The sequence below is a fragment of the Mucilaginibacter achroorhodeus genome, from assembly GCF_007846095.1.
Classification (GTDB): Bacteria; Bacteroidota; Bacteroidia; order Sphingobacteriales; family Sphingobacteriaceae; genus Mucilaginibacter; species Mucilaginibacter achroorhodeus.
The window spans coordinates 446,033-468,371 of the sequence record NZ_VOEI01000003.1 but is presented as its reverse complement, the minus strand read 5'-3'; the positions used below and the strand labels follow the sequence as shown (position 1 = coordinate 468,371).

Genomic DNA, 22,339 nt, shown 5'->3' with positions numbered 1-22,339 from the left:
GCACAGCAGCATTGAAATGATGACACCCGAGCAAGCCCACCTGAAAACCGGTGAGCTGAAACGAAAATGGCAGAACTATTACCGGAAACCACACAGAAAGGAGGCTATCATGAATGATTGAACAAAATGAAGGATCAACATCCATCAGTATTAAATGATAAAGTGTAAATTCACCGCAGTATTAATTCATTAATCTGTAAACTTTTTCCAGGACGGGTCAGGTTGTGTCAGCGTTCACGAGTGTTCACGCATGTTCACGGCGTGAACGTGAACACTGGGTAAACAAAAATCCCCTCGAAAGGGGATCTTTACAGCAGCAAATCTGTAAGCCGGGTTCTGTGTCTCCTTGCGGAGATTTCTATCATTAATCTACGCATACCGTTGCCGGCACGCTTTATCAACCTACCCATTCTGACGACCCTTGCGGGTACGGAAGCGAGCAGCTTCACTTTCAGAACCTATTTGGTTTTTCAACTCCTGAGGTTTACCGCGATCCCGGTCGCCCGGAAAAGCCGTGAGCTCTTACCTCACGTTTTCACCCTTACCACCATCCCGATAGCTATCGGGACAGGGCGGTATATTCTCTGTGGCACTTGCTGTCGCCGGCTGCCGGCGCCTTCCCGTTAGGAAGCAGGATGCTCTGTGTTGCCCGGACTTTCCTCCCCGGTACAAGCCCGGAGCGATAGAACGTTTTGCAGTTACAAAGATAAGTTTTAAGTTGGAAGTCTGAAGCCCGGAAGTCGGTTTGATCGTGTTAAGGGCAGGAGGTTAGGTCTTTCTCCACCATATCTACCGCAACCGTGCCATGCTTATTTCCAAATGAGTTGGTTACAAACGTGAGTACCTTTGCAATTTCAATCGGCGCAAGGTCGGTATTGGCAGGCATTGAGCCCTCGTATGCTTTACTGTTAATGGTTAATACCTGTTCGGTAATGCCGTTGCGTACAATGCAGGCAAGGTGGTTTTTATTTTTTTTGAGATATGCGGTATCGGTTAACGGCGGTATCAGGCTGGTTAACCCTTCGCCGTTGTTGCCGTGGCAGTTCTGGCACTTTTGTTTATAGATGTTTGCACCGCCGGTGAAATAACGCTTGTAATCCTGGTCGGCATCGCTTTGGCAGGCCGCTATCGAAACGATTAAAAATAAAATAATACCACCTATCAGCCTAAGTTTCATTGTGCAATTTCTGTATTCACTTCAGCACGGAGGGTTTTGATGTCGTTGATCATTTTGGCCACCTCTTCTTCCTTGGTACCATCGTAATAACCACGAATACGGTGCTGCTTATCAACTAAAACAAACCAGCCTTGGTGTACGTAACCGCCGGGTGTACCATCGTCCTGGCTCATAGCTACCAAATAGTGTTTCTGACCAAGCTCGTAAGTATCCTCTTTTTTTCCTTGCAATAACCACCAGCTGTCTCCCTTTATACCAAGCTTATCAGCATATTTTTTTAGAACCGTAACGCTATCGTGTTTGGGGTCTATTGTATGCGAGATAATTTTAAAATCGGGTACGTTCTTAAAATCTTCATAAACCTTAAGCATATTACGATGCATGATAGGGCAGATAGACGGGCAGGTAGTAAAAAAGAAATCTGCTACATAAATATCGCCCTTAAGACTGTTTTGAGTTATGGTGTCGCCATATTGGTTCACAAACTTAAAATCGGGAATGGTCTGATAAACAGTGTCTACTACCTCTTTACCGTTAACCGTTTTGGTAACTGCCTGGCGCCGGCCAAGTATCGGCAGTTTACTTTGCTCGCCTTTAAAGTTACAGGCAGCAAAGGTAAGGAGTAGGAAAAGGGCACCCGCTAAGTTTTTCATTTCTTTTTATTTTGTTTGATGAAAGTATCAGCTTCTTTCACTGATCCATTGAGATTACTGTCTAAAGCGGAGATTTGCTTTTTCTGATCAGTTAGATAGGTTATTATTTCAGTATGGCTTTTACCTTTGTTCTCAGCGTCAAAATTATGCATCCAGGTTTCCATGCGGGAGTCAACACTGTCAAGTTTGCCTTTCAAATCATTAGCTTTTTTAGTTACTTCAGCAGATACACTATCCTTGATCAAGGTGTCCAGCTTCATTTTATTGATCATCACCAACTCATCTTTGGCCATTACGCGATCGTGAATGATTATTACCTCATTTAAAAGGTCTTTTTCCTGTTGTTGTTTATCAGCGCACCCAAACAGGGTGGCGCTTAAAATTACAGCGGCAAGTATTTTTTTCATTTTGTGCTAAGTATAGATGCTTTTTGTGTTCGTATGTAGTGGATGTAATCGGTGGCCGGCAACTCGACGTTAACTGTCTTTAATAGCTGACCTACTTGTGCACGATGATGCGTGCCATGGTTGATAACATGCGACAGAATATCAATCAGTGGATCGTTGAATGGAACCCCCGAAAGTTTTTTATAGCTGATAATGCTTTCAAAATCAGCGCTTTGCAAGCTGTTGATATAATTGGACCAATCCTTAAAATTTTTATCGTTAACGTCAGGCAGTGCAGCTGCGTTGCCTGGTGCCCAAAGTTTTATATTTCCTAACGGCTTTTGAGTACATCTGCTAAGCCAGATCTCTTGGGCAGTGAAAATATGTGCCATCAGATCAACTGCTTTGCCTTGTAAACCGGTACTAAGCAAAAGATCTATCATTTGCTTGTTGCAATAATGGTCGTAATTGAGCAAACAGATAAAATGGTCTTTCATCGGCAGCAAATGTAATCAACGTTGGTGCAATAGTAAAGTGCAGCTGTCATATTGAAGTATTATTTAGCCGATGAATTAAAGATGAGCTATTTACAATTACATAACATGAATAACATTATAATTACACATTGCCTCATTAAATTTGAATAACAACAAATTCACTTGTTATGAAACTTGTAAAAAAATTAAAAGCGGCCGTTAGCCATTTTCGCGAATGGTTATTTCTAAGAGGTATGAAATCCTCTTTTATGCACTGATTTTTATTAACGTTTCTTTTATACGATTATAATATACATTTTGGGCCAACACTTGGGCTCAAATAAATGGATACTGAATACTCTTTTTCCTCTTTGAACAGATCTCTTTTCGGTGAAGATTTTGCCTGGGGTGTATCAACCGCAGCGCTGCAAATAGAAGGCTCTTGCGATGTTGATGGCAAAAGTGCATCAATATGGGATACCTTTAGTTCAAAAAAAGGCAAAATACTTAACGGTGATAAGCCCACACACGCCTGCGACTTTTATAAAGAATATCAACGAGATATTGATCTGGTAAAGCAGCTTAATATCCCCAATTTTAGATTTTCGATTGCCTGGAGCAGAATTTTACCTAACGGTACCGGAGAGGTAAACCAAGCCGGGATAATCCATTATAACCAGGTTATTGATTACTGCCTGCAGCAAGGTATTGAGCCTTGGGTTACCATTTATCATTGGGACTTACCGCAAATACTTGAAGATAATGGCGGGTGGACAAACCGAAAAATAGTTAACTGGTTTAGCAATTTTGTTACCGTTTGTGCCCAAAATTTTGGCGACCGTGTTAAATACTGGATGGTAATGAACGAGCCTGCTGTTTTTACAGGTGCCGGTTATTTTTTGGGGATACACGCCCCGGGAAGAACCGGCTTGCGAAATTTTTTACCGGCTATCCATCACGTGGTGCTCAGCATTGTTGCCGGGGCAAAAATACTGCGTGAGCTTTGCCCGGATGCGCAGATAGGGAATACATTTTCATGCTCGTATATTGAGCCTTATGCTGATAAACCTAAGCATATTGCAGCTGCCAAACGCGCTGATGCGCTCATCAATCGCCTTTACATTGAGCCGCTACTCGGATTAGGCTACCCAACCGAAGAAGTTAAAGCACTCAAAGGCATTAATAAATACATATTGCCGGGAGACGAAGCCAATATGAGCTTTGATTTTGATTTCATAGGTGTACAGAATTACACGCGCGAGATTGTTAAGTACTCATTTTTTACACCTTACATTGGCGCCAGTTTGGTAAAGGCGCAGGATAGGGGTGTTGAACTTACCGAAATGAAGTGGGAGGTTTATCCACCCTGCATTTATGAGATGATCAAAAAGTTTAACGCTTACCCGCAGATCAAAAAACTCATCATCACCGAAAATGGCGCCGCATTCCCTGATGTTGTGTTTAATAATGAGGTAGACGATCAGCGAAGAGTTACTTATCTGCAAACACACTTACAACAGGTTTTAAAAGCTAAGCAAGAGGGCTACAACGTTGAGGGGTATTTTGTATGGACGCTTACAGATAATTTTGAGTGGGCAGAGGGCTATCACCCAAGGTTTGGTTTAGTTTATATTGATTTCGAGACACAGCATCGCATCATCAAAAACTCAGGCCGTTGGTTCGCTCAGTTCCTGGGTTGAGTTTTTTTTGACACCGGTATTTGCCAGAGGCAGACTGATAAAAAAAGTTGTGCCGTTTGCTTCATCGCTTTCAAACCATATTTTACCATGGTGTTTTTCCATGATCTGTTTACATATAGAAAGCCCCAAACCAAAAGACTTTTCGCCCGCAGTACCCGGCCGTTGGGCACTGGTAAACATATTAAAGATCTGGTCTTTGAGATTATTTGGAATACCTATACCATTATCTTTTACGGCAATAACTATTTTATGCTCAAACTCTGCTGCTTTTACTTGTATGGTAGCGCCGGTTGGGCTAAACTTAATGGCGTTGGTAATTAAGTTACTTACAACACGCCATATTTTTTCGCGGCTTACGGATAGCTCTATCTGCTTGTCTAAAGGCTCAAATAAAATTTCCTGGCCTTTTTCGGCGGCTTTAAAACGAAGTAACTCCACACTATTGTTTAACAGTCCATTTATCTCTGTAGGTTCGGGGTTAAGTTCAACGGAGTTGATATTGGCAGCCTCTAAAATCTCATTTATTAATTCTAAGGAGTTAAGTGAGGTTTCTTTCACAAGTTTTATCATCTCTTTCTGCTCATCATTATACTCCTCTTCGGCCATAATGGTTGTCAAAGAGGCAATACCGCCTATAGGATTACGCAGGTCGTGCGCAACTGCCCGTAAAATTCTGTCCTTTTCCTGGCTGCTGGTATTTAACTCGTTAAGCGCTTTTTCCAAGTGATAGTTTTGCTGGTTTATCTGCTTGTTAAGCTCGTTTATCGTTTTAACTTCCTGGCGGCTACGCTTAAAGTTTCGATAAACTAAAAAGACGATAATGAGTGCCATCAAACCGATAAATATACTTACGTACAGATAGATCTTCTGAATTTTGCCACTTGTGCTTAGCTTATCTATTTCATGCTGTTTCTCATAGTTGGCCAACTGCTGGTTCACATCGCTCTCCATCAATGAGCTTGAACGCTTAGCTATAGAATCCTTAAGCAGGTTATATCGCTGTATGTGGTCTATCGCTTGTCTAAGATTATTTTTTTGCAGGTAGTAGTTCCCTAATAAACGATGGTAGTCTGCTTCGACATCTGCATTTGCAACGGTATCGAGTTGTGTGCGAACATCACCCAGCAATGCTATTAATGAATCGGGCCTGTGCATGTCCAGATAGATCTGGCCGAGTTTGATCTCGGATAGTTCTGCATCACGGTTGTCAAAATTAGGCTGTATGTTTATAGCAATACTTTTCTTAAGTAGCTCAACAGCGTTATCATACTGCCTGGTTTGCATGTAAAGCTCAGCTTTATTACCGTAAACTACACCCCGTGCCCGCTCAAGATCCCGCTTCCTGTCAGGGAAGTTTTTAACGTTAGCATCTATTAAAGATAGTGTAGCGTTGAAATATTTTAATGCACTGTCGGCCTCGTTATTGTGTTTATAACTTAAGCCAATATTGTCCAACAATTCCTGCCGACGGTAAAAGCCCGGAAAACCACGGTCTATGGTGCGGCTTTCTGCAACTGTGCTGTTGTAACTGTCTTTAAAATAATTTGCGGCCAGTTTATACCTGTTTTTTTTGTACATGATCATACCCATGCGGTAAGTATAGTCACCTATGGCTGCAAGGTTCAAATAATTTTTACCGGTAAGGTATCCCTGATAATAAGATTGATAAGCTTCAGAATATTGCTTAAGCTCGAAAAATGAATCGCCGCGTGCAAAATTAGCTTCGGCATAATTGCGCGAATATTGTTGCGGATTTACGCTTTTGTTGGCCATGGCCATCATGCTGTCTGCATACACCAATGCCTGGTCAAAATCTTTAATTACCTGTTGGTTGTAAACGTATTTAAAAGAGTAGTACCTGAAACGGTCGTTTAAGGTTGGATGATTTAAATTTGCAAATGCCGAGTCGAGGTACCGATAACCCTGATCGAGCTGGTTATGGCCAAGCTTAAATTCAGTTTCTTTTTGTATACGTAAAAATTCTTTTGAATACTCGCCTCTATCTTTCTGTTCTGATGGTTTACCGCACGACGAGAGCGCTATGACCACCAACAGCAGCCAATGATGAAGTATAGGGTTTCTAAGCGTGTTGACGGATAGTGGCGTCAAGTTTTTAAATAGTTAGCGGTATCAACAAATATAAACTTATAAAGGTAAATTCACCACTTATAGCTATATTTTATTTGATTTACAACTATTTAAATGCGTTTTCACCTGTAATATCCATCCCGGTTATCAAAAGGTGGATGTCATGCGTGCCCTCATACGTAATAACCGATTCAAGGTTAGCCATATGGCGCATTATCGGATACTCGCCGGTAATACCCATGCCACCAAGCATTTGCCGGGCCTCGCGGGCAATATTGATAGCCACTTCAACGCTATTGCGTTTTGCCATAGATATTTGTGCAGCCGTTGCCCTGTTATCGTTTTTTAGTGTTGCAAGGCGCCAAACAAGTAACTGGCCTTTGGTTATCTCGGTGATCATTTCGGCCAGTTTTTTTTGCTGTAACTGGAAACCCGCTATTGGCCTGCCAAACTGCATGCGTTCTTTTGAATAGCGCAGGGCTGTGTCGTAGCAATCCATTGCAGCGCCCAGGGCACCCCATGCAATACCGTAACGCGCCTGGTTTAAGCATCCTAAGGGCCCTTTAAGTCCTGATACGTTCGGCAGTAGGTTTTCTTTCGGGACTTTGACGTTGTCGAAAACCAATTCACCGGTTGCCGATGCGCGAAGAGACCATTTATTATGCGTTTCGGGAGTGCTAAAGCCTTCCATACCGCGCTCAACTATCAGCCCGCGTATTTTACCTTCATCGTCTTTAGCCCAAACAACGGCAACATCAGCAAATGGTGCGTTTGAGATCCACATTTTAGCGCCATTTAAAATATAATGGTCACCGGCATCTTTAATATTGGTAACCATACCACCGGGGTTTGATCCGTGGTCCGGTTCTGTTAATCCAAAGCACCCCATCAATTCGCCGGAAGCAAGTTTGGGTAAGTATTTGTGTTTTTGTTCCTCGCTGCCATACGCGTAAATTGGATACATCACCAATGATCCTTGTACAGATGCGGTAGAGCGTATCCCCGAGTCGCCACGCTCTATCTCCTGCATGATAATACCATAGGCCATATAATCTAAACCGGCACCGCCATATTCTACAGGTATTGTTGGGCCAAAGGCACCAATTTCGGCCAGGCCTTTCAACAGATGCTTTGGAAATTCGGCACGCTGGGCGTAATCCTCAATTACCGGACTGACCTCTTTCTTTACCCATTCGCGCACGCTGGCACGGATCAGTTTATGCTCATCGCTAAGTAATTCGTCTAACAAAAAATAATCGGGCGCTTCGTACAGGTCGGTCTTAGCCATAGCAGTAGATAATTGGTTATCCAAATATAGGAAATTTGGACTCACCCCGCGGGACTTCGTGTGCGACCCTCTCTTCGGTACGCGAAAAGAGGGTGAGAAGAGAAAAGAATTATATCGTTCCCGCTTTCCGAAGGAGAGAGGGGCAGGGTGAGTAAACTTCAACATAATCCATTATTTTTGGCCGCATGATAAAAGTAGCTTTAGAAGGCATAGAGGTTTTTGCTTACCATGGTTTTTATCCGGAAGAGCAAAAAATAGGCGCCAGATTTCTGATAGATGTTTATGTAACCTTTGAGCAAAAAGGCACTTTTGCAGACGATACTTTAAACCATACCGTTAATTACGAGGAGCTTTACGCCATTATAAGAAAAGAAATGGCAAATACTCGCAAAGTAATTGAAAATGTTGCTGAAGCGATATTGAAACGGATAATGGATGCATTCTCATTTATCGATTTTGCAGAAATAGTTATCAAAAAACAAAACCCGCCTTTTAATGGGCCAATAAAGCAATCGGTTATTAGCTTGAGTTACCAAAAATAAACACAAATGGATTTTAATAAGATCACCGAAGGCATACTTGCCCGATTTAAAGCTATCGTTGGCGAAAGCGCCGTGGTAACCGCCAAAGAAGAAGTTTCAAATTACAGTCATGACGAAACGGAGGACCTGATTTATTACCCCGAGGTGGTAGTGAAACCGCAAACCGTTGAACATATCTCGGCTTTGCTTAAAATTTGTAATGATGCTTTAATACCGGTAACCGTACGTGGTGCCGGCACCGGTTTGGCTGGTGGTGCTTTACCTGTTAAAGGTGGCTTATTGATATCGATGGAGCGCTTTAATAAGATCATTGATATTGATGAGCAAAACCTGCAGGCAACGGTAGAACCAGGAGTTATTACGGAAGTGTTTATTAACGCAGTTGCCGAAAAAGGCTTGCTTTACCCGGTCGACCCGGCAAGTAAGGGCAGTTGCTTTATTGGGGGCAATGTGGCTAACTGCAGTGGCGGGCCGCGCGTGGTTAAATACGGTACCATACGCGAGTATGTGCTTAACCTTGAGGCAGTATTGCCAAATGGCGATGTGATATGGACTGGTGCCAATACGCTTAAATATGCATCAGGTTATAACCTTACGCAATTGATGATTGGCTCGGAAGGGACATTGGGAGTGGTCACCAAAATAGTTACCAAACTGATACCCCGCCCAACGCAGGATGTGTTGATGTTAGCTTCGTTTCCTACAAATGAAGATGCGTGTGCGGCTGTATCAGCAATTTTCAGGGCGGGCGTTATCCCCTCGGCACTTGAATTTATGGAACGCCGCGGAATGGAATGGGTGATTGAGCATGATGGCATCGCTTTCGATTTAAAGGATGGCATAGGTGCATTCCTGCTGATCGAAGTCGACGGCACCAACCAGGATGTGATCTTTGACGATTGCGAAGTGATCAACGGCGTATTGGAAGCTCACAATTGTGCCGATGTGTTATTTGCAGATTCCGCAGCGCAGAAAGAGGAATTGTGGCGCATCCGAAGAACCATGGCGGTTTCCGTTAAATCAAATTCTGTTTACAAAGAAGAAGATACCGTAGTGCCACGTGCGGCATTGCCTCAGCTGATAAAAGGCATTAAACAAATAGGTGCAAAATATGGTTTTGAGTCTGTTTGCTACGGCCATGCGGGCGACGGGAACCTGCACGTAAATATTGTAAAAGCAGGCATGAGCGATGAGGACTGGAACAATAAACTCAAAGACGGAATAACTGAAATATTTAAACTAACCGTTTCTTTAGGAGGTACGCTTTCCGGTGAGCACGGTATCGGCCTGGTGCAAAAAGATTATATGCCTTTGAAGTACAACGATACGCATTTCTTGATCTGGAAAGGCATTAAGCAAGTATTTGATCCTAACGGGATATTGAACCCGGGGAAAATATTTTAGATTTCAGATTTGCACATCTGCATATCGGTTAATTGGTATTCAATATCAACCTCGGTTCGTCGTGATCTATCATCCGTTGCCTTCCCTCAGCAGGTATGGGGATTGATTTGCCGGCTGCATAATCATAGCTAATGCAAACTGTCTTGCAGGTAGTGCAAATTTCTTCGCCACTATCTGTTTGCTTTACCAATACATGCATCACATCAAAACTGCTGTTACCTATACGTACTACACGCACATAACATGATATGTTGTCATCTATGGTTACCGGCTTAAGATAATTGATCTCCGACCGGCCAATGATAGTACCATGGTTGCGAATATTCCACCCAGCTACATCTTTCCAGTAGTTGATTCTTGCCAACTCAAAAAAAGTGAGATATACGGCGTTGTTCACATGCCCCACTGCATCAATATCCGAAAAGCGGATGGTGATAGGTGTTTTATATCGGTAATCTGATAATTTTTCAGCCATAAATAGACATTTTGTCGGTAATAAATTTAGTAATCGGACTTTTTGTCGTTATTAACGGTGTTGAAAGCCGCTGGTACAACAGTTGATTTAGGAGTATACGAAGTTAATAAAACAAAATTTAAGGAGATATAAAACCATGACATTAGTTAAATTCAACAACGGAGTAAAAAACAATTTCAGCGACGCTTTCGAAACATTGTTTAATGATTCATTTATCGCTGATAGATTAGTAACCCGCGTACCAGCAGTTAACATCGCTGAAAACGACAGCGAGTTCCACATCGAGTTAGCAGTTCCGGGTTTGAAAAAAGAAGATTTCAAGATCAGCCTTGACAAAAACGTGCTTTCAATTTCTGCAGAAAAGAAGTCTGAAAACACTGATGAAGCAAAAAAGTACAGTAAACGCGAGTATAGCTACAGCTCGTTTGTAAGGTCATTTACCTTACCTGAAACTGTAGATTACTCAAAAATTGAAGCTGATTATACCGACGGTATATTAAAGTTAACCGTTGCAAAAAGAGAAGATGCTAAATATCAATCGAGAGAAATAGCTATTAAATAAGCTTGCTCTTATTGAAATAAGAATTTGTTTTCATAGAAAAGTTGGTTTAGTTAAAAGGCTGCCTCAGTAATGGGGCGGCCTTTTTTATTCATTACCTATTTGCTAATATCGCTTAAAAAAGATCTATGCTATGGAAAAAGAATTATTGAAACAGGTAAAGATCCTTAAGGTATATTCAGCCGTATTAACGCTGGTTGTGTTGGCGGGTATATTTTTCAGCTTTACCTACGTTGCAGGCAATGCCAAGTTTAAAGTGATAGACGTAGAACGTATTAACATTGTAGAAAAAACCGGCCAATTGCGCATGGTGATCAGTAATCAGGAACGCCAGCATCCCGGCATTGTAGATGGTAAAGTATTACCAAAACGCCGGCGCGAACCGGGGATGATATTTTTTAATACCGATGGAGATGAGTGTGGTGGCTTGGTTTACGATGGTACTAAAAAGTCTGCAGGCTTTGCACTCTCGATAGATAAATACCAGAACGACCAGATCATGCAATTGCAGTATAACGATGATACCGAGAACGGAAAATCGGCCAAGAGTTACGGCCTTAGGTTTTGGGACAGACCTGATAACTTCACAGCGGGGCAATTAAATACCAAGTATGACTCGCTTAAGAATTTACATAATGAGGGTGTGCTTAAAGCGAGCATGCAAAAAATGTGCGAAGAAGGGTTAGTAGGGCAAGACAGGATGTTTGTTGGCAAAAACAGCGATAACGAAGTTGGCTTGTTTATCAAAGACAAAAAAGGCAAGCCCCGCATCTATCTATATATAGATAACAATAACCAGGTAATATTCAAAGCTTTGGACGAAAAAGGACAGCCGATCAATTTTAGGTAAGGTCATCAACATGAGGAACCATTAGTTCCTCATGTTGATATATTGTAGCGGCTGGCCAAAATCTTCGCCACGGCAAAGGCTTATAACAGCTTGCAGGTCATCTATTTTTTTTGCAGTTACCCGCACCTGGTCGTCCATAATGGCGGCTTGCACTTTAAGGCCACTATCTTTTATCTTTTTAACTACCTTTTTAGCAGCTTCTTTATCAAGGCCTTCCTTTATCTTGATCTCTTTACGTATCATGTTACCTGATGCCTGTTGTTCGTCACCAAAGTCAAGTGCTTTAGGGTCCAGGTTTTGTTTCATCATGCGGCTTATAATGCTGTCTTCTATTGCTTTAAGTCGCATATCATTCTCGGTAACTACGGTTACCACATTGGTTTTCTTATCCAATTCAACCGTGCTTTTTGAGTCGTTAAAATCGTAACGGTTAAGGATCTCTTTTTTGGCAACATTGATGGCGTTGTCAAGTGTTTGTCCGTCAACTTTACTTACTATATCAAATGAAGGCATGTGTATTGAGTTTATATTAAAACAAAGGTACGTTTTTAAACGCGGTATCGCTATTTTGTGCTGCTGCTTAACAAACACATCAAGTGCTAATTAGTTAATATTAACTTAACAAATAAATCCACAGTTTTGCAGGTATAGCCTTATGGATATCAAGAACGCTCCTCTAGTTAACAGGGAAATAAGCTGGTTGTATTTTAATGACAGGGTTTTGCAGGAAGCTGCAGATCCTACCGTGCCGCTTATAGAGCGTATAAAGTTTTTGGCAATATTTTCATCCAACCTGGATGAGTTCTATCGCGTAAGGGTAGCCACCCTTACCAGGCTTGCTAATTTAAACGAGCGTTCAAAGGAAATTTTAGGATACAACCCCAAAAAATTACTCGGGCAGATCAAAAATCTTGTAGTAAAACAAGAGAAAAAGTTTAACAACCTCTACGAGAATATCATTGTAAAGCAGTTAGCCGAGGAAAAGATATTTCTGTTGAATGATAAGCAGTTGAACGTAACCCGTGGTGAGTTTGTGAAAAGCTTTTTCAGGGAGAGGCTACTGTCGACGCTGGTGCCCATTATGCTTGATGACACGCTACCCATGCCGGAGCTGCGCGACAGGGCTATTTACTTTTTTGTACGGTTAACTAAAAATAAGAAATCAAGGTTTGCGCTCATCGAGTTCCCTGATAATCTTTCGCGTTTTCTTGTACTGCCGGAGACCAATAATTTAAAATTCATCATTTTGCTTGATGATATCATCAGGTACAGCTTGGAGGATATCTTTTTTATTTTCGAGCATGATTCTATAGAGGCTTACTCATTGCAGCTCACCCGCGATGCAGAACTTGACCTGGACAAGGAGGTAAGCGTGAAGTTTGTTGACGCGCTTTCAAAAAGCCTGCAAAAACGCCGTAAAGGCAAGCCAATGCGTCTGCTGTACGATAGCGAGATGCCACCCGAAATGGTTGGCTATCTGGTTAGGAAAATGAAGCTTGAAAAATCGAGCCTTATCCCTGGTAACCGCTATCACAATTTTAAAAACTTCATTGCTTTTCCAACGGTTGGCAGGCCCGATCTTGAGTACAAAAAAAACCAGGCATTACCTGTGGATAGCCTTTCGTTTGGTAAAAGCCTGATGGGCATGATCGCCAAAAAGGATTATTTGATCAGTACACCATATCAGTCTTTTGATTACATCATCCACTTCTTGCGTGAGGCCGCTATTGATCCTAAAGTAAAAGAGATCAGTATAACGGTTTATCGCCTGGCCGAGAATTCAAAGATCATCCATGCACTTATCAACGCTGCTAAAAACGGCAAAAAGGTAACGTGCCTTGTTGAACTTCGTGCACGTTTTGACGAGCAGAACAATATTTACTGGAGCAACCGCCTGGAAGAAGAGGGCGTAACGGTGTTGTATGGCATCGATGGATATAAGGTGCACTCAAAAATTTGCCTGGTAACGCGTATGGAGAAAGGCAAACCGATGCGTTATGCCTGCTTATCTACCGGGAATTTCAATGAAAAAACAGCGGCCATTTACGCAGACCATACCATACTCACAGCAGATAAAAAGATCACGACAGATCTGGTAGCAATTTTCAGGGCTTTGAGTAGGGGTGTACTGCCTAAAGGATTAAAGACACTTATCGTATCGCCCATTGATTCGCGCCCGGCAATTTATAAGCTTATTGATAATGAGATAAAGATTGCTAAAAGCGGTAAGCGCGCTTACATGATCTTAAAAATGAATAGCCTTGCCGACGAGCAAATGATACTAAAACTTTACCAGGCAAGCACTGCCGGGGTTAAGATACGATTGATTGTACGTGGGATGTGTTGTTTAATACCCGGCATAAAAGGCTACAGCGAAAATATTGAAGTGATCAGCATTGTAGATAAATACCTTGAGCACGCGCGTGTACATATTTACGGCAATGGTGGCAAAGAATTGATATACCTTACCAGTGCCGATTTTATGACACGCAACATTGAGAACCGTGTTGAGGTAGGTTTCCCGGTACTGGATGAAGACCTGCGCCGCGAGATACGCGACATTATTGACATACAACTAAGCGATAACACAAAGGCCCGCGATATTACCGGCAGCAATGTTAACCGCTATCATAAAACACAGGCAGAGGTGTTAACCCGCGCACAGATCGATATTTACTCCTATTTAAAGAATAAAAATTTAACAAGTTGAGATACGCAGCAATTGATGTAGGGTCTAATGCAGTAAGGTTACTGATAGCCGAAATTATAGAGAACAACGGTTCGGTATCGTTTAAAAAGAATACGCTTATCCGCGTGCCGGTGCGTTTGGGTGATGATGCATTTTTGGCCAAAAATTTATCAGACAGAAAAACGGATGACCTGGTAAAATCTTTGGTGGCTTTTCGAAACCTGATGGATGTTTATCGTGTAAGTGATTACATGGCCTGCGGAACATCGGCCATGCGCGAGGCACAGAACGGTGCCGAGGTGGTGCAAAGGATAAAAGACCAGGCTAATATAGATCTGCAAATAGTACATGGCGAAGCGGAGGCAAAGATCATTTACGCCAGCCATGCGGAGCTCAACATCGATAAAACAAAAAATTACCTATACATTGACGTAGGTGGTGGCAGTACGGAGCTTTCATTGTTCAGCAATGGCGAATTGGTAGCATCGCAATCATTTAATTTGGGTACTATCCGTATACTCGATAACCAGGACAGAGACGAGACCTGGAACGAGATGAAGGATTTTATCCGCGAACATACCCGCGCTTACAAAAATATTTTTGGTATTGGCACAGGTGGCAACATCAACAAATTATATCGCCTTTCGCAGGAGAAAGATGGTGTTCCTATGAGTTACGTTAAACTGCGTGCTTTGTATAATTACCTTAATTCTTTTTCGCTGAAAGACCGCATCAACGTGCTTGGTTTAAACCAGGATAGGGCAGACGTCATCATACCGGCCTGTGAGATCTATCTTACTGTGCTTAAGTGTGCTAACATAAAAACCATATATGTGCCAACGGTTGGTATGGTTGATGGGATCATTCAAACACTCATTGAGAAAAATAATTTAACACGTAGTTGAAATTATTTTAACAAATTATTTTAAAATAATTAAAACAGTTATTACATTTGTATTGCCCGCTCAAAGGGCATGTTTTTCATAGGTAGATGTAGGGTCGAGTACGAGTTATTCGACCCTTTTTTGTGCCTCTAACTTTTCTTCCGTTTATTTGTAGCCTATACATCATGAAAAGAAAAATTGTAGTTGCGGTTACAGGTGCCAGCGGATCTATTTACGCCAAATTATTGCTTGATAAGTTGCAGCAATTGCAGAACCAGATAGAAGAGGTGGGTATTGTGATGAGCGATAACGCAAAGCAAGTTTGGGAGTTTGAATTAGATGATGCAGCACATGGCAATTATCCTTTTAAATATTACGCTAAAAATGATTTTATGGCGCCGTTTGCATCAGGTTCAGCAAAGTTTGATACCATGGTAGTAGTTCCATGCTCAATGGGCACAATGGGGCGGATTGCTTCCGGCGTATCTGATGACCTGGTAACCCGTGCTGCCGATGTGATCTTAAAAGAGCGTCGCAAACTGATCTTGGTAGCCCGCGATACGCCACTTAATTTGATTCATATCCGCAACATGGCCACGGTTACCGAAGCAGGAGGCATCATTTGCCCGGCCATACCATCATATTACAGCAAACCCCAAACCATTGAAGATTTGGCCATGACTGTTGTAAACCGTGTAATAGATCTGATTGGATTAGAGAATGACAGCTACAGGTGGAAGGGGATATAAATTAGCTTGCTGACTTTAATCGTCATCCTCTTCTTTTTTCTTTTCCAGAATAACAAAAGCACTGCGTTTTGGTGCCGGCATTATTGAGTTTTCACCCTTTACGTATTTCCATACCACCTCATTTAATTCAAGGTCTGGCGCTGCATCTTCTTTAGCAAGATTGAACACCGCTGAACGGCGGCTGCTTTCATTATCTGCAATGTTGCGTTGCTCAAGGTCAACCTGTGCGTCTTTAGCTTTGTAAGGCGTAAGATCGGGCTTGGCTGTAAAACATTCATATAATGGCATCGCAGCAGCATCATACTGGCTCATTGGCGGTAGCCCTAATATCAACTCGATTGTACGCAGTACCCCCGATGTTGAGTACATGCTATGAATAACTGCATTGCGTTTTACATAAGGGCTTACCACATACACGGGCGAACGATGGGCATCGACATGGTCGGGACCGTTTTGTGCATCATCTTCCAGAATAAATACTGCGGATTCCTTCCAGATCGGGCTCTCAGAAAGGTGCTGTATAGAGCGACCTACAGCAAGGTCATTATCAGCAACGGCGGCTGTAGGAGAGTAGGCTCCCTTGCGTTGACCGCTGGTATGGTCGTTACCTAAACGTACGCTGTTAAAACGCGGCACTGCATTTATCCTCAGTAACGAGTCGAAATCGTGTTCCCAGATAGCCTCGCGTGTAATGTCCTTTATCTTCAAATCAAAATCCGGCGACTGCAGACAAAAGTGGCCCTCCAAGGCTTTTATGTTGGCTTTAGGTTTCTCACCGCCACTGGCAAACTCTCCGTAGGTACGATAGCTTACGCCTGCACGTTTGCAGTAATCCCATATAAAACCATCACGCGGATAAGCTGCTTTTCGCGTGCCTTCAAAATCATAAGCGCCGCCCCGCCCGCCATAACTCGTAGGCCAGGTTTTTTCTACGAAATCGGTAGCATAAGCTGCCATGCTCCAATTATGGCCATCAGCGCTTACTTCGGCGTCTACATAAAAATTATCCATCAATGCAAATTCGCTGGCTATAGCATGCAGATTGGGTGTTGTTTTCTTACCAAAGATACAAAGCGAGCTATCGCCATTACCCTGCGGCATATCACCAAGTACCTGGTCATAAGTTCGGTTTTCTTTGATGATGTAAAAAACGTATTTGATAGGCGATTTTTCTCCAACACGTCGAGGGATGGGGTTTCCTGTTTCGCCCGCTGCAACCGCAGCTTTCTTAATGGTGAATGCTGCGTTAGCGTAAACCTGTTTGGTATAAGCTTTCAACTTTACTTCATTAGGGACATCTATAAATGATAATGTGCCTTTAAATAAACCGCCAATATATTGCTCCCTGCTATTGATGGCGCCCCGCTGATAGCCGCTATTATCCAATTTAAGCAAAGGTTGGGGGCCTTTAGGGTTTGCCATAGAGGTGAATCCCTTGCCATTGCTCACCAGAATTTTATTGCCAAGCATTTTTACGTTAGTAGGGTACCAGCCCACCGGAATAAATCCGCGGCTTTGGCTGCTGCCGGGTTTAGATACATCGAATACTGCAAGGCAATTGTTATCCGCATTGGCTATGTACAGCGTTTTTTCATTAGCCGATAGCGCGAAACCGTTGGTTGTAGAACCTGTAAGTGTAGTTGGATAAAGTGAGGTGGAAATCGTTTCTAAGATTTTATGGTTGGTGGTGTTGATGATACTCACCGAGTTATCATTGGCATTAGCTACAAACAGCAGCGTGCCTTTTTTATTAAGAAGCAGCTCGTTGGGATGACTGCCGGTGTTAATTTTAGTAAGAGATCGGGTAGCAATATTGTAAATGCCTACTTTATCGTCACCCCAAAGAGAAACATAAAGCGTTTTTTCATCTGGTGAGAGTATACAGCTATATGCTTCGGCGCCGAGTTTTATTTTGCTGGTAATTGTTTTTTTTATGGGATCAATAGTGTATAAGGCACTATCTTCTTTAGTGACCGTGTACAGCTGCGTATTACTTTTATTAACAGCTATACCGGTTGGGCATATTTTATTTTTTGGCCATGCATCGCCTAACCTGATAGTATCAGTCGTGTTTAACTTGTTATTTGTAATCTCGAATTTTAAGATCACGTTATCGTTACCACCTGAGGCGTAAAGGGTGCGTTCATCGCGTGTAAAAGCAATACCGTACCATGATTTGCCAAGTACTTTGCTATCGTACTGTTTTTGCCCTTTGGGATCTATCAGTTGCAGTGATTGCGTACTTTGGCCGTTGTTTGTGACAGCGAGATATCTTCCTGACGACGATAGCTGCATATTCAATGGCAGATCGCCAAGTGGGAGCGAAGTGCCTGCGGGACTTAATTTCCAACCGTTGGGAAGTAGTACCTGGCCGGTGTTTTCAATTTTACCTGGCGTTTGCGACGAGGCATTAACAGTAAACAAAAAAGCTAAGGCAAAGCATAGGAAGATGCGTTTCATAATAACACGTTATTCTTCAAATTTATGCTAATGCTTTGAATGATGTATAGGCTTAACAAAAACTTAATACAGCATTATTGTTTGTGTACACCACATGGTCAACCATGGGTTATCAATTTATGATCTCGCCTTTGCTATTGGCAAGTTTTTCGCGCCATTGTTTTATTTGGTCAGGTGTTAGCCGTTGCCAATTGGTTAACTCTCCGGTAATTTTCAGCGGTTTTGTTGTACGATATGATCTGGTAGGGTTACCCGGAAATTTTTTATTGGTCACGTTCGGGTCGTCTTCAAAACTTCCGGCAGGTTCAACGATGTAAACACGTTGTTCACCATTTCCATTGGCCAGGGCAGCAGCAAGGCCTGCGCCGTTTACCACCGCAGTAAAATAAACGTGGTTCATCACCAGTCCGGCGTGGTAATTAGATAAATGGCCGGCCATTAAAAGGTCACCAATTTTCAGATCTGCTCTTGTACCATGGTAGAAAGGCCCTTTATCAGAAGGCTCAATAACTGAAGCAGAAGCTAATTGACGATGTTTGTTGGTTTCATCAGTATTGCCAAGAGATTCATAGCACTCAGCCATTTTTGTATGTAGTAATGATAACGCAGCTTTTACAGCATCATTATTGATCGCTGCAGCCAGCTGTAAAGCAGTTTTATACCATTTAACCCTGTCGTCAATACCCGTTGCAACACGGGCAACAAACCATGCACCAAGAAACTTTTGGAAGTCGTTGGTGGCATCATTCCATACATGCTTAAAAACTTTTCCGGCCGCTTTCAGGTCGCCTGTATCTTCCAGTTGCATCCCCTGTATGCAAAGCTGAATAATGGGATCGTGAGGGTCAAAATCCATAATTTGCAATTAAAAATCAGATTGTTATCCCCGAAAATAAAATACACATTATTTAAAAAAGCACGTTTACAGGTATATATTTTTCGGCGTACTATCGTGGTTTTTTGTACGTTATCACTACAAAAGACACTTTCCATATACCTTATTTCCTTATCCATCAAAAAGCTCAAACTATTTTCGGTTAACGCTTGGTCAGCGAATCATATAAAGGATTATTATTGTTATATTTACACTAATAATAGGATGCAAATATTATCCTCTTTCTGGTTTAGGGAGTAATAATCACCATCGTATTTAATTGTTGATATAACAATTATTAGCTTTATTTAGCCTATTGTTGTCAATTTAAACGCCAAATCCATGGATACCCCTTGTAATTCTATCAAAAGGATCGGTTTCACAATCGTTCTCTTTTTAATGATGTTTAGTATCAGCTATTCACAATCCTGGAAAGCTATTGCGGCAAAACCATCAACACTGATGATCAATGGCGGTATTGATATTTATAAAACAGATAAATTTATACTGAGCCTGGTAAGTGCTTCTCAAACTGTTGCGGCATTGTCTCCGGCGGCAGACAGCAACTTTGATTTTACTCCCGGCGAACGACTTAAGCAAAGAGATAAGGACAGCCTTTATTATTTAGGCGATATTAAGTTGCGGATAAGACCGGCCGGGCAAACAGCCTGGCAAAGTTACTCTACAGCTTATGCAAGAAAGCCCGTTCAAAAGCTCGCAACCGGCGTAGGAATTATTGCTGCTGCGGACCTTTCAGCCACGTTGCCACCAGATATGCCTGTCAAGGTAAAGCGGTATTGGCAAGTAGATAAAGACAATCTCGTTTTACGTTTTACGCTCACCAATACATCTTCTGCTGATGTTGAGATCGGGTCTGTTGGTATACCGATGATATTTAATAATATTCTTGAAGGTAAAACGCTTGAGCAGGCACACGCCACTAACGTTTTCTCCGACCCATACATTGGCGCAGATGCAGGCTACATACAGGTTAATCACTTGCATGGGCGGGATGCGAGCCTGTTAGTGATACCGCAGCAAAACGCACCCCTGGAGGCTTATAGTCCTCTAAGCGATGATCTTACTCCAAAAGGTATCACCTTCGAGGGATTCCACGAATGGATGATATGTTCAAAAGCCTATGCTGACAATGAATGGAAAGGTGTTGAACAATGGAACGCGCCAACATCGTTTACACTGGCTAAGGGGGCTTCGCGCAGCATTGCAATTAAGTTTGTATTAGCCCCATCAATCAGAGAGATAGAAACCGAATTGGTACGCCAGCACCGGCCGCTTGCCGTTGGCGTGCCGGGATATGTTTTGCCGATGAATGAGACCGGGAAGCTGTTTGTCAAATATTTGGAGAAGATTAAAAACATCAGCGTTTATCCGGAAGGCGCAGCAACAGTTAAACCCGCCGGCAAAACCGCCAAAGGGTATTTAAAATACGACGTTTCGGGGAAATTATGGGGGAGGGCACGTGTAAGTGTTGTTTATGCTGACAACACCCTGCAAACTATTAATTACAAAATTATAAAGCCCCAGGCGCAAGCAGTTGCAGATCTCGGCGCTTTTTTAACTACTAAACAATGGTACTCAGACCCTAAAGACCCTTTTAAACGTTCACCAGCGGTAATGAATTATGATTACGAGACCGGTAAGATATTAACCCAGGAACGCCGTGCCTGGTTTGCAGGGCTTAGCGATGAGGCAGGTGCAGGCAGCTGGCTTGCTGCCTTTATGAAACAGCTTTTAAAGCCCGATGAAAAAGAAATTGAAAAACTTAAACAGTTTGCAAACAAGACTTTGTGGGGTAAATTACAACTAAGCAACGGGCCGAAGCAATATGGCGTAAGAAAGAGCTTGTTTTATTACCAGCCTGATATTTTCCCTGCCGGAACTTATGACAAGAACATTGTTTACAAAGGCTGGGAGGCATGGCCGAAGAAAGAGGCAGACCAGATCACCCGCTCTTACAACTATCCGCACGTAGCTGCAGCTCACTGGGTGTTATACCGTTTGGCAAGGTATCATCATATTGCAGGTATAGATTGGAATACCAATTTGGATAGAGCATACAATACCGCAATAGCCATGGTAAAGCTTGCCCCTGATTATGCTGAATTTGGCCAAATGGAGGGTTCTGTTTTCCTTTTTATCCTAAAAGATCTACAACGTGAAGGCAAAAAGGAAATGGCTGCCACACTCGAAGCAGAAATGAATAAAAGGGCACTGCACTGGAAAACGCTTAAATATCCATTTGGTAGCGAAATGCCCTGGGATTCTACCGGCCAGGAAGAAGTTTACATGTGGTCGAGCTATTTTGGGATGGCAGATAAAGCTGATGTTACCCTCAATGCTATCTTAGCCTATGCGCCGGCGGTTCCGCATTGGGGTTACAACGGCAGCGCGAGGCGTTATTGGGACTTTGTTTTCGGTGGCAAACTTGCCCGCATAGAAAGGCAACTGCACCACTACGGATCAGCGTTAAATTCTATTCCATTACTAACTGCGTACCGTAGATCACCACAGGATTTTTATCTGCTGCGTACAGGGTACGCCGGTACCATGGGCGCTTTAGCAAACATTACGAAAGATGGTTTTGGCCCGGCTGCTTTCCATTCCTATCCATCTACGCTGAAGATAGATGGGTATGCGAGCGACTATGGTCCCGGTTTTTATGGCTATGCAGTTAATTCGGGGACGTACATTGTAAAACACCCCGAATTTGGCTGGGTTGCTTTTGGTGGAAACGTAACAGAAAGCAAAGGTTGGATAAGTACTGAGGTAACATGCGCCGGCCAAAACAGGGTGTTCTTTGCGCCAGCGTCTTTGTGGCTTACAACTGCGGCCGGCAACATAACCCATGTGGATTATCAGCCTAAAACCGGAATGTTGCGAATTAAATTAACCGGTTCAACGTATTTGAATATCGATGATCCGAATAATGCAATTTCAGGTATTTTACCAAAGCAAAGCAAACGAAAGGATGGTTATTATTTTATTCCTGAAGATAAGAGGAATAACGCCGAAGTAATATTGAAGCTAAAAAGGTAAACGCTTTAAACTGCCATAAGTAACAAAA

Annotated in this window: 19 protein-coding genes and 1 other RNA gene; 9 read left to right on the top strand and 11 right to left on the bottom strand. The window is 42.5% G+C overall.

Translation table 11 applies throughout. The annotated features are described in order from the left end of the window. Positions 1–309: 309 nt before the first annotated feature. The 5 genes from rnpB to FPZ42_RS11710 form a co-directional block, all read right to left on the bottom strand. Positions 310–699, bottom strand: an RNA gene (gene rnpB, locus FPZ42_RS11730) — RNase P RNA component class A. A 55-nt stretch (positions 700–754) separates the two neighbouring features. Then, positions 755–1,177 carry a c-type cytochrome gene (locus FPZ42_RS11725; RefSeq protein ID WP_146271566.1) on the bottom strand — a complete coding sequence of 141 codons (423 nt, stop codon included), beginning with the start codon at positions 1,175–1,177 and terminating at the stop codon, positions 755–757. Continuing rightward, complete coding sequence (locus FPZ42_RS11720; RefSeq protein WP_146271564.1) at positions 1,174–1,830, bottom strand: SCO family protein; 657 nt, start codon at positions 1,828–1,830, stop codon at positions 1,174–1,176. The genes FPZ42_RS11725 and FPZ42_RS11720 overlap by 4 nt, the downstream gene beginning before the upstream one ends. Then, positions 1,827–2,237: a hypothetical protein gene (locus FPZ42_RS11715; RefSeq protein ID WP_146271562.1), complete on the bottom strand. Its 411-nt coding sequence runs from the start codon at positions 2,235–2,237 to the stop codon at positions 1,827–1,829. Before FPZ42_RS11715 ends, FPZ42_RS11720 begins: the two co-directional genes overlap by 4 nt. Beyond that, positions 2,234–2,713: a DinB family protein gene (locus FPZ42_RS11710; protein WP_146271560.1), complete on the bottom strand. Its 480-nt coding sequence runs from the start codon at positions 2,711–2,713 to the stop codon at positions 2,234–2,236. The genes FPZ42_RS11715 and FPZ42_RS11710 overlap by 4 nt, the downstream gene beginning before the upstream one ends. 323 nt (positions 2,714–3,036) lie before the next feature. On the opposite strand from FPZ42_RS11710, the gene FPZ42_RS11705 reads away from it, so the two are divergent. Further along, on the top strand, positions 3,037–4,392 hold the full coding sequence (locus FPZ42_RS11705) for a GH1 family beta-glucosidase (protein ID WP_146271558.1): 1,356 nt from the start codon (positions 3,037–3,039) through the stop codon (positions 4,390–4,392). Here the strand turns inward: FPZ42_RS11705 and FPZ42_RS11700 are convergent. Together FPZ42_RS11700 and FPZ42_RS11695 are read right to left on the bottom strand one after the other, a co-directional pair. Further along, positions 4,360–6,501 carry an ATP-binding protein gene (locus tag FPZ42_RS11700; RefSeq protein ID WP_146271556.1) on the bottom strand — a complete coding sequence of 714 codons (2,142 nt, stop codon included), beginning with the start codon at positions 6,499–6,501 and terminating at the stop codon, positions 4,360–4,362. The two genes, FPZ42_RS11705 and FPZ42_RS11700, sit on opposite strands and share 33 nt — an antisense overlap. Positions 6,502–6,586: 85 nt before the next feature. Further along, complete coding sequence (locus FPZ42_RS11695) at positions 6,587–7,768, bottom strand: acyl-CoA dehydrogenase family protein (protein ID WP_146271554.1); 1,182 nt, start codon at positions 7,766–7,768, stop codon at positions 6,587–6,589. 185 nt (positions 7,769–7,953) lie between these two features. Here FPZ42_RS11695 and folB point away from each other — a divergent pair, with 185 nt between their 5' ends. Then, positions 7,954–8,310 (top strand): dihydroneopterin aldolase, encoded by a 357-nt coding sequence (folB, locus tag FPZ42_RS11690; protein WP_146271552.1) that lies wholly within the window; start codon positions 7,954–7,956, stop codon positions 8,308–8,310. A 6-nt stretch (positions 8,311–8,316) separates the two neighbouring features. Beyond that, positions 8,317–9,714 carry an FAD-binding oxidoreductase gene (locus tag FPZ42_RS11685; RefSeq protein ID WP_146271550.1) on the top strand — a complete coding sequence of 466 codons (1,398 nt, stop codon included), beginning with the start codon at positions 8,317–8,319 and terminating at the stop codon, positions 9,712–9,714. Between the two features lie 28 nt (positions 9,715–9,742). Here FPZ42_RS11685 and FPZ42_RS11680 read toward each other — a convergent pair whose 3' ends face one another. Then, positions 9,743–10,189, bottom strand: coding sequence for an acyl-CoA thioesterase (locus tag FPZ42_RS11680; RefSeq protein ID WP_146271548.1), 447 nt, complete (start codon positions 10,187–10,189; stop codon positions 9,743–9,745). 136 nt (positions 10,190–10,325) lie between these two features. Between FPZ42_RS11680 and FPZ42_RS11675 the strand changes: the two genes are divergently transcribed. Continuing rightward, positions 10,326–10,751, top strand: a complete 426-nt coding sequence (locus FPZ42_RS11675) for an Hsp20/alpha crystallin family protein (protein WP_146271546.1) — start codon at positions 10,326–10,328, stop codon at positions 10,749–10,751. A 130-nt stretch (positions 10,752–10,881) separates the two neighbouring features. After that, positions 10,882–11,598 carry a hypothetical protein gene (locus tag FPZ42_RS11670; protein WP_146271544.1) on the top strand — a complete coding sequence of 239 codons (717 nt, stop codon included), beginning with the start codon at positions 10,882–10,884 and terminating at the stop codon, positions 11,596–11,598. A gap of 21 nt (positions 11,599–11,619) precedes the next feature. Here the strand turns inward: FPZ42_RS11670 and FPZ42_RS11665 are convergent, their stop codons facing one another. Then, positions 11,620–12,111, bottom strand: coding sequence for a YajQ family cyclic di-GMP-binding protein (locus FPZ42_RS11665; protein ID WP_146271542.1), 492 nt, complete (start codon positions 12,109–12,111; stop codon positions 11,620–11,622). Between the two features lie 142 nt (positions 12,112–12,253). Between FPZ42_RS11665 and ppk1 the strand changes: the two genes are divergently transcribed. The 3 genes from ppk1 to FPZ42_RS11650 all read left to right on the top strand — a co-directional run bounded on the left by ppk1 (position 12,254) and on the right by FPZ42_RS11650 (position 15,920). Next, positions 12,254–14,308 carry a polyphosphate kinase 1 gene (ppk1, locus tag FPZ42_RS11660; protein ID WP_146271540.1) on the top strand — a complete coding sequence of 685 codons (2,055 nt, stop codon included), beginning with the start codon at positions 12,254–12,256 and terminating at the stop codon, positions 14,306–14,308. After that, the gene (locus tag FPZ42_RS11655) at positions 14,305–15,192 is read left to right on the top strand and encodes a Ppx/GppA phosphatase family protein (RefSeq protein ID WP_146271538.1); all 888 of its coding nucleotides are present in this window, start codon (positions 14,305–14,307) and stop codon (positions 15,190–15,192) included. The genes ppk1 and FPZ42_RS11655 overlap by 4 nt, the downstream gene beginning before the upstream one ends. 164 nt (positions 15,193–15,356) lie before the next feature. Next, entirely contained in the window at positions 15,357–15,920 is a 564-nt protein-coding gene (locus FPZ42_RS11650; RefSeq protein WP_186458752.1) for a UbiX family flavin prenyltransferase, read from the top strand. Positions 15,921–15,935: 15 nt separating this feature from the next. Here the strand turns inward: FPZ42_RS11650 and FPZ42_RS11645 are convergent, their stop codons facing one another. Both FPZ42_RS11645 and arr read right to left on the bottom strand, forming a co-directional pair. Continuing rightward, complete coding sequence (locus FPZ42_RS11645) at positions 15,936–18,380, bottom strand: bifunctional YncE family protein/alkaline phosphatase family protein (protein ID WP_146271536.1); 2,445 nt, start codon at positions 18,378–18,380, stop codon at positions 15,936–15,938. Between the two features lie 112 nt (positions 18,381–18,492). Next, positions 18,493–18,888, bottom strand: coding sequence for an NAD(+)--rifampin ADP-ribosyltransferase (gene arr, locus FPZ42_RS19485; RefSeq protein ID WP_391561006.1), 396 nt, complete (start codon positions 18,886–18,888; stop codon positions 18,493–18,495). A 765-nt stretch (positions 18,889–19,653) separates the two neighbouring features. Between arr and FPZ42_RS11635 the strand changes: the two genes are divergently transcribed. Continuing rightward, positions 19,654–22,311 carry a DUF5695 domain-containing protein gene (locus FPZ42_RS11635; protein WP_222431572.1) on the top strand — a complete coding sequence of 886 codons (2,658 nt, stop codon included), beginning with the start codon at positions 19,654–19,656 and terminating at the stop codon, positions 22,309–22,311. Positions 22,312–22,339 lie beyond the last annotated feature (28 nt).